15 protein-coding genes are annotated in these 11,650 nt (G+C 70.9%); 11 read left to right on the top strand and 4 right to left on the bottom strand.

The window, feature by feature from the left end:
• Window positions 1-23: 23 nt before the first annotated feature.
• Window positions 24-995, bottom strand: a complete 972-nt coding sequence (gene dapD, locus ACFPCV_RS06685; RefSeq protein ID WP_378055158.1) for a 2,3,4,5-tetrahydropyridine-2,6-dicarboxylate N-succinyltransferase — start codon at window positions 993-995, stop codon at window positions 24-26.
• Window positions 996-1,038: 43 nt separating this feature from the next.
• On the opposite strand from dapD, the gene dapE reads away from it, so the two are divergent.
• From dapE to ACFPCV_RS06645, 8 genes are all read left to right on the top strand, one after another.
• A complete protein-coding gene (gene dapE / locus ACFPCV_RS06680; RefSeq protein ID WP_378055157.1) occupies window positions 1,039-2,103 on the top strand; it encodes a succinyl-diaminopimelate desuccinylase in 1,065 nt (354 codons plus the stop codon).
• A 123-nt stretch (window positions 2,104-2,226) separates the two neighbouring features.
• Complete coding sequence (locus ACFPCV_RS06675; RefSeq protein ID WP_378055156.1) at window positions 2,227-2,553, top strand: DUF6235 family protein; 327 nt, start codon at window positions 2,227-2,229, stop codon at window positions 2,551-2,553.
• Window positions 2,554-2,580: 27 nt separating this feature from the next.
• Window positions 2,581-3,126: an NADAR family protein gene (locus ACFPCV_RS06670; protein WP_378055155.1), complete on the top strand. Its 546-nt coding sequence runs from the start codon at window positions 2,581-2,583 to the stop codon at window positions 3,124-3,126.
• Window positions 3,127-3,136: 10 nt separating this feature from the next.
• Window positions 3,137-3,919: an LOG family protein gene (locus tag ACFPCV_RS06665; protein WP_378055154.1), complete on the top strand. Its 783-nt coding sequence runs from the start codon at window positions 3,137-3,139 to the stop codon at window positions 3,917-3,919.
• An 81-nt stretch (window positions 3,920-4,000) separates the two neighbouring features.
• Window positions 4,001-4,870, top strand: coding sequence for a dihydropteroate synthase (folP, locus tag ACFPCV_RS06660; RefSeq protein ID WP_378055153.1), 870 nt, complete (start codon window positions 4,001-4,003; stop codon window positions 4,868-4,870).
• Window positions 4,870-5,790: a glucosyl-3-phosphoglycerate synthase gene (locus ACFPCV_RS06655; protein WP_378055152.1), complete on the top strand. Its 921-nt coding sequence runs from the start codon at window positions 4,870-4,872 to the stop codon at window positions 5,788-5,790. The genes folP and ACFPCV_RS06655 overlap by 1 nt, the downstream gene beginning before the upstream one ends.
• 31 nt (window positions 5,791-5,821) lie before the next feature.
• Entirely contained in the window at window positions 5,822-6,136 is a 315-nt protein-coding gene (locus tag ACFPCV_RS06650) for a DivIVA domain-containing protein (protein WP_378055151.1), read from the top strand.
• The gene (locus ACFPCV_RS06645) at window positions 6,133-6,708 is read left to right on the top strand and encodes a DNA-3-methyladenine glycosylase I (RefSeq protein WP_378055150.1); all 576 of its coding nucleotides are present in this window, start codon (window positions 6,133-6,135) and stop codon (window positions 6,706-6,708) included. The genes ACFPCV_RS06650 and ACFPCV_RS06645 overlap by 4 nt, the downstream gene beginning before the upstream one ends.
• Window positions 6,709-6,960: 252 nt before the next feature.
• On the opposite strand, the gene ACFPCV_RS06640 is transcribed toward ACFPCV_RS06645, so the two are convergent.
• Window positions 6,961-7,545 carry a DUF4245 domain-containing protein gene (locus ACFPCV_RS06640; RefSeq protein WP_378055149.1) on the bottom strand — a complete coding sequence of 195 codons (585 nt, stop codon included), beginning with the start codon at window positions 7,543-7,545 and terminating at the stop codon, window positions 6,961-6,963.
• Between the two features lie 115 nt (window positions 7,546-7,660).
• Between ACFPCV_RS06640 and glpX the strand changes: the two genes are divergently transcribed.
• The 3 genes from glpX to ACFPCV_RS06625 all read left to right on the top strand — a co-directional run bounded on the left by glpX (window position 7,661) and on the right by ACFPCV_RS06625 (window position 10,119).
• A complete protein-coding gene (gene glpX / locus ACFPCV_RS06635) occupies window positions 7,661-8,728 on the top strand; it encodes a class II fructose-bisphosphatase (protein WP_378055148.1) in 1,068 nt (355 codons plus the stop codon).
• Window positions 8,729-8,953: 225 nt separating this feature from the next.
• Window positions 8,954-9,520, top strand: a complete 567-nt coding sequence (locus ACFPCV_RS06630) for a L,D-transpeptidase (RefSeq protein WP_378055147.1) — start codon at window positions 8,954-8,956, stop codon at window positions 9,518-9,520.
• Between the two features lie 269 nt (window positions 9,521-9,789).
• Complete coding sequence (locus ACFPCV_RS06625; RefSeq protein ID WP_378055146.1) at window positions 9,790-10,119, top strand: L,D-transpeptidase; 330 nt, start codon at window positions 9,790-9,792, stop codon at window positions 10,117-10,119.
• Window positions 10,120-10,178: 59 nt separating this feature from the next.
• Here the strand turns inward: ACFPCV_RS06625 and ACFPCV_RS06620 are convergent, their stop codons facing one another.
• Both ACFPCV_RS06620 and ACFPCV_RS06615 read right to left on the bottom strand, forming a co-directional pair.
• Window positions 10,179-10,574 (bottom strand): DUF2784 domain-containing protein, encoded by a 396-nt coding sequence (locus ACFPCV_RS06620; RefSeq protein WP_378055145.1) that lies wholly within the window; start codon window positions 10,572-10,574, stop codon window positions 10,179-10,181.
• The gene (locus tag ACFPCV_RS06615) at window positions 10,575-11,570 is read right to left on the bottom strand and encodes an NAD(P)/FAD-dependent oxidoreductase (protein WP_378055144.1); all 996 of its coding nucleotides are present in this window, start codon (window positions 11,568-11,570) and stop codon (window positions 10,575-10,577) included.
• Between the last annotated feature and the right edge of the window lie 80 nt (window positions 11,571-11,650).

Genomic DNA, 11,650 nt, shown 5'->3' with positions numbered 1-11,650 from the left:
ACTTTTGAATCCGGGGAGGCGGACTAGTTGGCGTGCAGAGCCGCGTTCAGCTCGACGGCCGCGCCGGTCCGCTCGACCACCTCGACCGCGCCGGTCGCGGAGTTGCGGCGGAACAGCAGATTGTCCACGCCGGACAGCTCGCGGGCCTTCACGAGCTTCCCGTCCGGCAGCGACACCTTCGTGCCCGCCGTGACGTACAGCCCGGCCTCGACGACGCAGTTGTCGCCCAGCGAGATCCCGATGCCCGCGTTCGCGCCGATGAGGCAGCCCGCGCCCAGCGAGATGGTCTCCTTGCCGCCGCCGGACAGCGTGCCCATGATCGACGCGCCACCGCCGACATCGGATCCGTCGCCGACCACCACGCCGGCCGAGATCCGGCCCTCGACCATGGACGCGCCCAGCGTGCCGGCGTTGTAGTTGACGAAGCCCTCGTGCATGACGGTGGTGCCGGTCGCGAGGTGCGCGCCGAGCCGCACCCGGTCCGCGTCGCCGATCCGCACCCCGGCCGGGACCACGTAGTCCACCATCCTGGGGAACTTGTCGACCCCGTACACGGTGACCTGCCCCCTGGCCCGCAGCCGCAGCCGGGTCGCGGAGAACCCCTCGACGCGGCACGGCCCATGGTTGGTCCACACCACGTTGGACAGCAGCCCGAAGACCCCGTCGAGGTTGCACCCGTGCGGCGCGACGAGGCGCGCGGAGAGCAGGTGCAGCCGCAGGTAGACGTCGTAGGCGTCGGCGGGCGGCGCGGACAGGTCGGTCGTGCCCGTGCGCACCGCGACGACCTCGACGGCGCGGTCGTCGTCCGGCCCGAGCAGCGCCGACACCCCGGCGCCGAGCTCGTCGGCCGCCTGCTGCTCGGAGAGCCGCTGCGTGCCCGGCACGGCGTTGTCGTCCAGCTTGGGGTTCGGGAACCAGGTGTCGAGCACGGTGCCGTCGTCGGTGACCGTCGCGAGGCCGACGCCGAGCGCTCCTGTGGTGTCTGCACTAGTCACGGCCGCAACGGTAGCCGCCCGCGTGCCGGGTAGCGTCTCGGGCGTGCCAGTAGAACTCGATCTTGCCGGTGACCCTGTCGAGCTGACCGCGGCGCTGGTGGACATCCCCAGCGTGTCCGGGGACGAGGCCCTGATCGCCGATTCGGTCGAGGCGGCGCTGCGCACCCAGGCGCCGCACCTCGAGGTGGCCCGCTCCGGCAACGCGGTGCTGGCGCGCACCACGCTCGGCCGCCCGTCGCGGGTGGTCATGGCCGGTCACCTGGACACGGTGCCGGTCAACGACAACCTGCCGCTGCGGCGGACCGACGGCGTCCTGCACGGCCTCGGCACGGTCGACATGAAGGGTGGCGACGCGGTCATGCTGCACCTCGCCGCGACCCTGCCCGCGCCGGGGCACGACGTGACGTTCGTGTTCTACGACTGCGAGGAGATCGAGGCCGACCGCAACGGCCTCGGCCGCATCGAGCGCGACCTGCCGGACTGGCTCGCCGGTGACCTGGCGGTCGTGTGCGAGCCGTCGAACGCGGTCGTGGAGGCCGGTTGCCAGGGCACGATGCGGATCGCGGTGCGCACGACCGGCAGGCGGGCACACACGGCACGCGGGTGGATGGGCGAGAACGCGATCCACGCGCTGTCCGGGGCGCTGGCGACGCTGGCCGCGTACGAGGCCCGCACGGTCGACATCGACGGTTGCCGGTACCGGGAAGGTCTTCAGGCGGTGCGGATCGGCGGCGGGGTGAGCGGCAACGTGGTGCCGGACGAGGCCGTGCTGACCGTCAACCACCGCTTCGCCCCCGACCGCGGCCCCGCCGAGGCGGAGGCACACCTGCGGGAGGTGTTCGCCGGCTACGACGTGACCGTCACCGACATGGCGCCGGGTGCGCTGCCCGGTCTTTCCGCGCCCGCCGCCGCGGAGCTGGTGGCCGCCGCGGGCGGTGACCCGGTCGCGAAGCTGGGCTGGACGGACGTGGCCCGCTTCGCCGCGCTCGGCATGCCCGCGGTGAACTTCGGCCCCGGCGACCCGACGCTCGCCCACACCCAGCAGGAGCACGTGCCGGTCGCCGACATCACCCGCTGTGCGGCCGTGCTGTCCACGTTCCTGTCCTGACCTGGCCCTTCTCCCATCGTGCGCACGTGCTTCCCGGACGCCGCCACGTGTTGACGCTGTTATATAACGCCGATATCTTATTAGGTGTAGGCAGCAGCACCACCCAGGCAGACGGGAACCGTCATGAGCGACAACTTCCAGAACCAGTCCGAAGACGCCACCCGGACCCGCTGCCAGCTGCAGTCCGGCTGGGACGTGCTGACCGAGTGGAGCGACACCGCCTCCCCGACGCGCAGGAACGCGGTCTACGGCGCCCTCTTCTCGATGCTCGACCGGACCCTCTTCCGCACGCACCAGATCGTCGACGACCCCCGGCAGCCCGCCGAGTTCTTCGTGGCCGTCCGGGACGACCTCGTGCTCAAGCTCCGGGTCAACGCCCTCGACTCGTTCGAGGTCCTCTACGTGGGCACGTGGGAGAACGCGCCGGGGTTCGAATTCGGTCGCGTGTGACCGAAGGCGTGCGCCACCATGTGCGGCATGCGTACCGTCGCCGACGTGGGCAAGGCGCTCGCCGCCGGTGAGCGGGTGCGGTTCCTGTTCTTCTGGGGCCACCAGGGCGCGGCCACCGGCAAGGGCTGTCTCAGCCAGTGGTTCCCCTCGCCGTTCACCGAGAACGAGCACACGTTCGCCACCGCAGAGCACTACATGATGTGGCGCAAGGCGACCCTGTTCGACGACCGGCGCACCGCGGCGGCGATCCTCGCCGCCGGCCACCCGAAACAGGCCAAGGACCTCGGCCGCCAGGTCAGGGACTTCGACCAGGTCACCTGGGAGGCGCAGCGCTCACGCATCGTCGTCGACGGCAACACCCGCAAGTTCGCCCAGCACGACGACATGCGCGCGTTCCTGCTCGGCACCGGCGGCCACGTGCTCGTGGAAGCCAGCCCGCTCGACCGCGTCTGGGGCATCGGCCTGCGGGAGGACGACCCGCGCGCCGGGGACCCGGCGACGTGGCGAGGGCAGAACCTCCTCGGCTTCGCCCTGGGTGCCGTACGCGACGTCCTCGCAGGCGACGATGAATAGAATCGCGCGGATGAGCATCCAGCACGAGGACGACCACGAGGACAACGAGCACCCGGCGGAGAAGCAGCGCGGGCCGGTGGTGCTGCGCAGGTCACGGCGGGTGGAGGCGTCGACGACCGATCAGCGGCTGCTCGACTCCCGGGGCAAGGGCGACTGGGTGCACACCGACCCGTGGCGCGTCCTGCGCATCCAGGCCGAGTTCGTCGAGGGGTTCGGCGCGCTGGCGGAGGTGCCGCGCGCGGTGACCGTGTTCGGGTCGGCACGCACCCAGCGGGACCACCCGGAGTACAAGCTCGGCATGGAGATCGGCTCCACGCTCGCCAAGGCCGGTTACGCCGCGATCACCGGCGGCGGCCCCGGCTCGATGGAGGCGGTCAACCGCGGCTGCTCCGAGGCCGGCGGTCTGTCGATCGGTCTCGGCATCGAGCTGCCGTTCGAGCAGGGCATCAACCCGTGGGTCGACCTCGGCGTCAACTTCCGGTACTTCTTCGCCCGCAAGACCATGTTCATCAAGTACTCGCAGGCGTTCATCTGCCTGCCCGGCGGCTTCGGCACGTTCGACGAGCTGTTCGAGGCGCTGACCCTGGTGCAGACCAAGAAGGTCACGAAGTTCCCGGTCGTCCTCTTCGGACGGTCCTACTGGGAGGGCCTGTACAACTGGCTGCGGGACAGCGTCCTCGCCGAGGGCAAGATCGGCGAGAAGGACCTCGCGCTGCTGCACCTCACCGACGACGTCGACGACGCCGTGCGGGTCGTGGAGGACGCCTACCAGGCCTGGGAAGAGACGCACTGAGCACGTTTCCCGTAGGTCACCAATTGTGACCTCGGTGTATCGCGGCCCGTTTTCCCCCGCGCCCCATGGCACCCTTGCGACGTGAGCACACTTCGTTTCGGCCGCCGGGAGGTCCCCCAGGACCGGGCGCTGGTGATGGCGATCGTCAACCGCACCAGGGACTCCTTCTACGACCGGGGCGCCACCTTCGGCGACCGCGAGGCCATCGCGGCGGTGGACCGCGTGGTCGCCGAGGGCGCCGACCTCGTCGACATCGGCGGGGTGCGGGCCGGCGCGCACGGCGAGCACGTGTCCCCGGACGAGGAGATCCGCCGGGTCGTGCCGTTCGTCGAGCAGGTGCGGGCACGCCACCCGAACCTGGTGATCAGCGTCGACACGTGGCGGCACGACGTCGGCCGCGCGGCGTGCGCCGCGGGCGCCGACCTGATCAACGACACCTGGGCCGGCGCCGACCCCCGGCTCGCCGAGGTGGCCGCCGAGTTCGGCGCGGGCATCGTGTGCTCCCACACCGGCGGCGCCGCGCCACGCACCGACCCGCACCGCGTCCGGTACCTGGACGTGGTGGCCGAGGTCGTCGCGGAGCTCGTCGCGCGCGCGGAGCGGATGGTGTCGCTCGGCGTGCGCAGGGAAGGGGTGCTGATCGACCCGACGCACGACTTCGGCAAGAACACCTGGCACGGCCTCGAACTGCTGGCGCGGCTCGACGAGCTCGTCGGCACCGGCTGGCCGGTGCTGATGGCCTTGTCCAACAAGGACTTCATCGGAGAGACGCTCGGCGCGGCCGTGACCGACCGGGTGGATGGCACTCTCGCGGCGACGTCCGTCGCGGCGATGGCCGGGGCGCGGGTGTTCCGCGCGCACGAGGTGGCCAGAACCAGGAAGGTGGTCGAGATGGTGGCGAGTATCCGGGGCACCCGCCCACCCGCCCGATGCCTGCGGGCGCTGGCGTGATGCACGCCGACGCGCGCACGTGGTTCGCGGAGCGGACCTGGCAGAGTCCTTCGTGGACGGTCGCGGAGCTGGTGGCGGCCAAGGGATCCCGCACGGTCAGCGTCGTGCTGCCCGCACTGGACGAGGAGGCGACGGTCGCCGACGTGATCGCGTCGGTCCGGCCGCTGCTTGGCTCCCTCGTCGACGAGCTGGTGGTGGTCGACTCCGGCTCGACCGACCGCACGGTCGAGGTGTCGCTCGCGGCCGGCGCGAAGGTGGTGCGCCGCACCGACGTCCTGCCGGAGCTGGAACCCGTGCCGGGCAAGGGCGAGGTGCTGTGGCGGTCGCTCGCGGCGACCACCGGCGACCTGCTGGTGTTCCTCGACTCCGACCTCGTCGACCCGGACCCGGGGTTCGTGCCCAGGCTGCTCGGCCCGCTGCTGCTGGAGCCGGACATCCACCTGGTCAAGGGTTTCTACCGGCGGCCGCTGACCGCCGAGGACGCGGCCGGTTCCGGCGGCGGCCGGGTGACCGAGCTGATGGCGCGCCCGCTGCTGTCGGCACTGCGGCCCGAGCTGACCGGGGTGATCCAGCCGCTGGGCGGCGAGTACGCGGGCACGCGGCAGCTGCTGGAGTCGGTGCCGTTCGCGTCCGGCTACGGCGTGGAGATCGGGTTGCTGCTCGACGCGCACGTCATCGCCGGGCTGAACGGGATCGCGCAGGTCAACCTGGGGGTGCGGCGGCACCGCAACCAGCCGCTGCGCGCGCTGGGCCTGATGTCGCGGCAGATCCTGGGGACGGCTCTGGCGCGGTGCGGGCTGCTCCCTGCGCACGCCGGTGAGCTGACGCAGTTCGTGCAGGTGGCCGACGAGTGGCTGCCGGACACGTCCGGCGTGGTGGTCGCGGACCGGCCGCCCATGCGTTCGTTGCTGGTGCGTTGACCTGTCGGTGCCGTATGACACCATCCCTCGCGTGACAACGGCACTGATCTACCTGGTCGTCATGATGCTCGTGGCGGCCGTGGTGTTCCTGCTGGCCTCGGTCGTCTTCGGGCGGGGTGAGGAGCTGCCCGCGCTGCCGCCCGGGGCCTCCCCCACCCGGCTGCCCTCGTCGGGGGTGACGGCCGAGGACGTGGCGAACGTCCGCTTCCAGCTCGTGGTCCGCGGCTACAAGATGTCCGAGGTCGACTGGGTTCTGCGGCGCCTGTCCGGTGAGCTGGAGGACTTACGCGCGGAGAACGCCGAGCTGCGGGAGCGGGCCGCGCGCGGCGACGTGGACGCGCGGTGACGACCGCGCTGCCCGGCGCGGACGGTGTCGCGCGCTGCCCGTGGGGCAACTCGACCGTGGACTACGCGGCCTACCACGACGAGGAGTGGGGCGTCGAACTGCGCGGCGAGGCCGCGCTGTACGAGCGGCTGTCCCTGGAGGCGTTCCAGTCCGGGCTGTCGTGGCTGACGATCCTGCGCAAGCGGACGGCCTTCCGCGCCGCGTTCGCCGGGTTCGAACCGGAGAAGGTCGCCGCGTTCGGCCCGGACGACGTCGAACGGCTGATGAACGACACCTCGATCGTGCGCAACCGCGCCAAGATCGACGCGACGATCCGCAACGCCAGGGCCATCGCCGAGCTGGACGTGCCGCTCGACGACCTGCTGTGGTCGTTCGCGCCGACGGGGAAGCGCCGCCGCCCCAGGCTCACCTCGGACGTTCCCGCGATCACCGACGAGTCGAAGGCCATGGCGAAGGCGCTGAAGAAGCGCGGCTTCGCGTTCGTGGGCCCCACCACCGCGTACGCACTGATGCAGGCCACCGGCATGGTGGACGACCACCTGGCCGACTGCTGGCGGGGGTCAGCGCCCTAGACGATTGATTCCGTGAAGCTCATGTGAAGTGGCTTTGGCGTACGAACCCGTCATCAGGCACAACCCCCACACCCCCTGCGGTCGCCCGAGACGGGCTGGGCCGATGCTGTGAAAGGTGCGTTCACGGCACAACAAGTGCCGTCAATGGGCCATTCAGGACGCCCAGCGCCCTGAACGCGCCTTTCAGGGCATTCCCACGCCGTCAACGCGCCTTTCACGCGACCAGCACGACTGAGCACCGACGTCACGGAATCAATCATCCAGCGGGGTCGCCTCCTGGGCGGCCTTCGCGAGCTGGCGGAACTCCGGCTCCGGCGCGCTGCCGGTGACCAGCAGGACCGCACCGTCCAGCTCGGTCACCCACGCCGGCTCGTCACGGCGGCCCGGGTAGGTCGTCCAGGTCACGCCGTCGACCTCGACGCTGCCGGTCGGCTCGGGCGGCTCGTCCTGCCCGGTCTCCAGGGCCACGACCTCGCCCGCGTCCCCGCCGGACTGGCTGAGCTGCACGAACGCACCCGCGGTCGTCACGTAGCCCACCCGCACGACCACGCTGGCCGTGCCACCGGCGCCGACGGCCGTGGTCGACGTCGAGTTCGGCCGCCACTCCTCGGGCACCTCGGGCTCCCGCACCGGGAACGCCGCCGACCTGGCCGTCCGCTCCAGCTGCCCCGACGCGTCCGCGCTCGGCGCCGTTCCCGGGTCGACGGTCGGCCCGCCGGGGCTGAACTGGCAGCCGCCGTAGAACGCCAGCACCGCGCCGATGATCACCAGGAGCACGACCATCGCCCCGATCATGTCCCGCATCCGCAGGCTGGCCCGCCCAGGCTTGTCCGTCACCGGCCCATCGTCGCAAACCCCGCGAGACGACCCTCACGCGCGCTCGCCGACCACCGCATCCCGAATTCTGGGAGGATCGAGTGGTCCGTGACGTGCGCGAATCCGGGAGGACGGCATGACAACCACGACCGAGCCCAGAAGCCAGGAACGCAGGCCGGAGGAGCCCGACCGCAACCTCGCGCTGGAGCTGGTCCGGGTCACGGAGGCCGCCGCCATGGCCGCGGGCCGCTGGGTCGGCCGCGGCGACAAGAACGGCGGCGACGGCGCGGCCGTCGACGCCATGCGCAAGCTCATCGGCACGGTCTCGATGCGGGGCGTGGTGGTCATCGGCGAGGGCGAGAAGGACCACGCGCCGATGCTGTACAACGGCGAGCACGTCGGCAACGGCGAGGGCCCCGAGTGCGACGTGGCGGTCGACCCGATCGACGGCACCACGCTGATGTCGAAGGGCATGCCGAACGCGATCGCCGTCCTCGCGGCCACCGAGCGCGGCGCCATGTTCGACCCGTCCGCGGTGTTCTACATGGAGAAGCTCGCGGTCGGCCCGGAGGCGGCCGACGTCATCGACATCACCGCGCCGGTCGCGGAGAACATCCGCCGCGTCGCGAAGGCCAAGCACACCGACGTGTCCGACGTGACCGTGTGCATCCTCGACCGCGAACGGCACGCCGGCCTGGTCGCCGAGGTCCGCGAGGCGGGTGCCCGCATCCACTTCATCTCCGACGGCGACGTCGCAGGCGCCATCTCCGCCGCCCGCCCCAACACCGGTGTCGACATGTTGATGGGCATCGGCGGCACCCCGGAGGGCATCATCACCGCGTGCGCGCTGAAGTGCGTGGGCGGTGAGATCCAGGGCCGCCTGTGGCCCAAGGACGACGCCGAGCGCGCGAAGGCCATCGACGCGGGGCACGACCTGGACCGCGTGCTGCGCACCGAGGACCTGGTGAGTGGCGACAACGCGTTCTTCTGCGCGACCGGCATCACCGACGGCGACCTGCTGCGCGGGGTGCACTACCGCAGCGGCGGCTGCACCACCCAGTCCATCGTGATGCGCTCGAAGTCCGGCACCGTGCGGATGATCGACGGCTTCCACCGCCTCGAAAAGCTCCGCCGATACTCCACAGTGGACTTCGACCGGCTGTCGGAACCCGCCTCGGAACAGGCGATCCCGCCACTGCCATAGATCGTCCACAGTGGACTTGACCGACGACGGCAGGGGTGGCGGCAACGCGGGGCGGAGACTCGGGTGGACCGCGGGACGCGACGGCCCGCGCGGACTGGACCGCCCAGCACACTGGTTGAGTTTCGTCCCGAATGCCGCATTCGCCAAGGGTGGGTGCGGCATTCCTCGTGTGTCACGGTTGGGTCACCACGACAACGTCGGCACGGTCCGTGGCGTCTTCACCATATGCGCACCAGACTGTTGGCAGGCCTCGCGATCGCGAGTATCGGGCTGGTGTCGGCGTGCGCGAGCACTCCGAACGCCGCACCAACCCCGACGACCCCACCGGTGACGGAGACGTCGGCGTCCCCGACCACGGTGCCGACCGTCCCCATGCCGCCCCTGCCCAAGGTGGCGGCGGCGAAGGAGACGATCGTGAAGGAAACGCCACCGCCGCCGGCAGGCGTGCCGTGCGATGCGGGTGTGGACGCCTGTATCGACTTGTCGGCGAACAAGTCCTGGCTGATCTCGGACGGCGAAGTGGCCTACGGCCCGGTCCCGATCACCCACGGCCGCTCGGGCTGGGAAACCCCGCCGGGCACGTTCCAGGTGGGCTGGAAGAACATCGACCACAAATCCAGCCTGTTCGACGGTGCCCCGATGCCGTTCTCGGTGTTCTTCAACGGCGGCATAGCGTTCCACGAGGGCAGCCTGAGCGAGCTGTCACACGGCTGCATCCACCTGTCCCATCCAGCCGCGAAGAAGTACTTCAACGCCCTGTCGGTCGGCGACACCGTGCAGGTCGTGCGGTAACGATGCAACCTTCTCCCCGGGCGGGTCGTGGGTAACAGATAAAGCTACCCGCAACCCGCCCGCGGAAGGTGGACATGAGACTAGGACTGGCCGCACTGGCGCTACTGGCCGTAGCGCTCCTGACAGGCTGCTCAACCCAGGCAGCAGCAGGCCCAGCCCCCGCCACGACACCCCGCACCCCGACGACCACAGCCACAACGACGACAACGACGACCACAACGACGACGGCCACCCCACCACCCCCATCGCCGCCCCCATGCGCCCCCGGGGTGAACGCCTGCGTAAGCCTGTCGACGAAACAGGCGTGGCTACTCGCCAACGATGCCGTGACGCTGGGCCCGGTGCCCATAACGCACGGCGGCACAACACACCCGACGCCGACCGGCACCTGGCCAGTGGCCTGGAAGGACCAGGAACACACAAGCAGCATCTACGGCGACCCCATGCCGTACTCGGTGTTCTTCGCCCCGGGCGGCATAGCCTTCCACGAAGGCAAACTGAACGAGGACTCCCACGGCTGCATCCGCCTGGAGATGGCCAACGCACAGGCGTTCTTCAACAGCCTGCAGGTAGGCGCGGTGGTACAGGTGGTCCCCTAAAACCCGACGCGCCGCGATCCAGGCCCCGCCTCGGCCCCGGGCATCCACGACTCCGCCCGTCAGCGCTCCGTCCCTGTCTGTCGCTTCCCGGACGCCGGCAACCGGGGGCCGGGGGCCGCCGCCCCGCGGCGGCGCCACACCACGATCGCGCCCACGTACGACACGACCACCACCACGGCCGCGAGCACCCGGGACACCACCAGGTACCCATCCGGGTACAGCACCCCGTCCAGGTACTCCGCGATGAACCCGTCGGGATCCCCGTCGCGCCCGCGCAGCCAGTTCTCCAGCTCCGTCAACGGGCACACGAACCCGAGGAACACGATCCCCAGGCCCCACAACAGGAACGGCACGTGCACGAGCAGCGCACGCGGCCACCGCCACGCGAGGAACCCACCCAGGACGATGTACGCCAGCACCAGGAAGTGCACGGCCATCACCGCCGTGGCGAGCACCTAACTCACGTCGCTCGAATGGCCGGGGAACAGGTGCGCCTCCGGGTTCAGCGCCACCGCGATGTTGTTCACCGCCGTCGCCGCCTCGCCGAAACCGGTTGCGATCAGCTTGACCTTGCCGGGGTAGGCGGCGATGTCGCCCGCCGCGTAGATCCGGTCCCGCGCCGTCTTCATCGTCGTGTCGACGGCAACCGCGCGCCGCGTGATCTCCAGGCCCCACGACTCGATCGGGCCCAGGTCCGCGGTGAACCCCAGCGCCGCCACCACGGTCTGCGCGGGCAGCACCACCGGCGCCGGGTCGGACGCGACCGCCAGTTCGACCTCGGTCAGCCCGGTGTCGTCGCCGCGCAGCTCGGTCACCTGCGCGTCGGTGATGATCGGCACGCCCAGCTCACGCACCTGCCGCACGGTCGCCGCGAACGCCCGGAACTTGCCGCGGCGGTGGACGATCGTCACCGACCGCGCGATCGGGTGCAGCGACAACGCCCAGTCGAACGCCGAGTCGCCGCCGCCAACGACCACCACGTCCTGGTCGCGGTGTTCCTCCAGCACCGGCACGAAGTGCACCATCCCGCGCCCGAGCCACCCGTCTCCCGCGGGCAGCGGCCGGGGGGAGAACTCACCCATGCCCGCGGTGATCAGGATCGCGCTGACCCGCAGCTCGGCGCCGTCGTCGAGGCCCACCAGGTACCCGCCGTCGGCCAGCTCGGTGACCGTGCGTGCCTTTCGCCCCAGCAGGTAGGTCGGTTTGAACTGGTCCGCCTGCTCCACCAGCGCCGACACCAGGTCACGTCCGATGATCGACGGGAACCCCGCCACGTCGAAGATCTGCTTCTCCGGGTACATGGCGGTCACCTGACCGCCCGCTTCCGGCAGCGAGTCGACGATCGCCGTGGACAGCTCGCGGAAGCCCGCGTAGTAGGCCGCGTACAGCCCGGTCGGGCCTGCGCCGACGATCAGCAGGTCAACCTCGGACGGGGTCTCTACGGAACTCATGCGCACCTACCCGGCGTGGTGGGAGAACGTGTCCGGCAACACCACAAGCTACCTGGGCGCGCGCCGCGTTGGGCGATCAA

It is taken from the genome of Actinophytocola glycyrrhizae, from assembly GCF_042653545.1.
In the GTDB taxonomy this organism is placed as follows: domain Bacteria; phylum Actinomycetota; class Actinomycetes; order Mycobacteriales; family Pseudonocardiaceae; genus Actinophytocola; species Actinophytocola glycyrrhizae.
Note: the sequence above shows the minus strand (reverse complement) of the source record. Positions and strands in the feature narration are given on the sequence as shown.

Bases quoted from the DNA above. Each gene is read 5' to 3' on its own strand.
- ACFPCV_RS06655 (WP_378055152.1), top strand. From the start codon at position 4,870: ATGCACGCCGACGCGCGCACGTGGTTCGCGGAGCGGACCTGGCAGAGT.
- ACFPCV_RS06665 (WP_378055154.1), top strand. From the start codon at position 3,137: ATGAGCATCCAGCACGAGGACGACCACGAGGACAACGAGCACCCGGCG.
- ACFPCV_RS06670 (WP_378055155.1), top strand. From the start codon at position 2,581: ATGCGTACCGTCGCCGACGTGGGCAAGGCGCTCGCCGCCGGTGAGCGG.
- ACFPCV_RS06615 (WP_378055144.1), bottom strand. From the start codon at position 11,570: ATGAGTTCCGTAGAGACCCCGTCCGAGGTTGACCTGCTGATCGTCGGC.
- ACFPCV_RS06630 (WP_378055147.1), top strand. From the start codon at position 8,954: ATGCGCACCAGACTGTTGGCAGGCCTCGCGATCGCGAGTATCGGGCTG.
- ACFPCV_RS06675 (WP_378055156.1), top strand. From the start codon at position 2,227: ATGAGCGACAACTTCCAGAACCAGTCCGAAGACGCCACCCGGACCCGC.
- glpX (WP_378055148.1), top strand. From the start codon at position 7,661: ATGACAACCACGACCGAGCCCAGAAGCCAGGAACGCAGGCCGGAGGAG.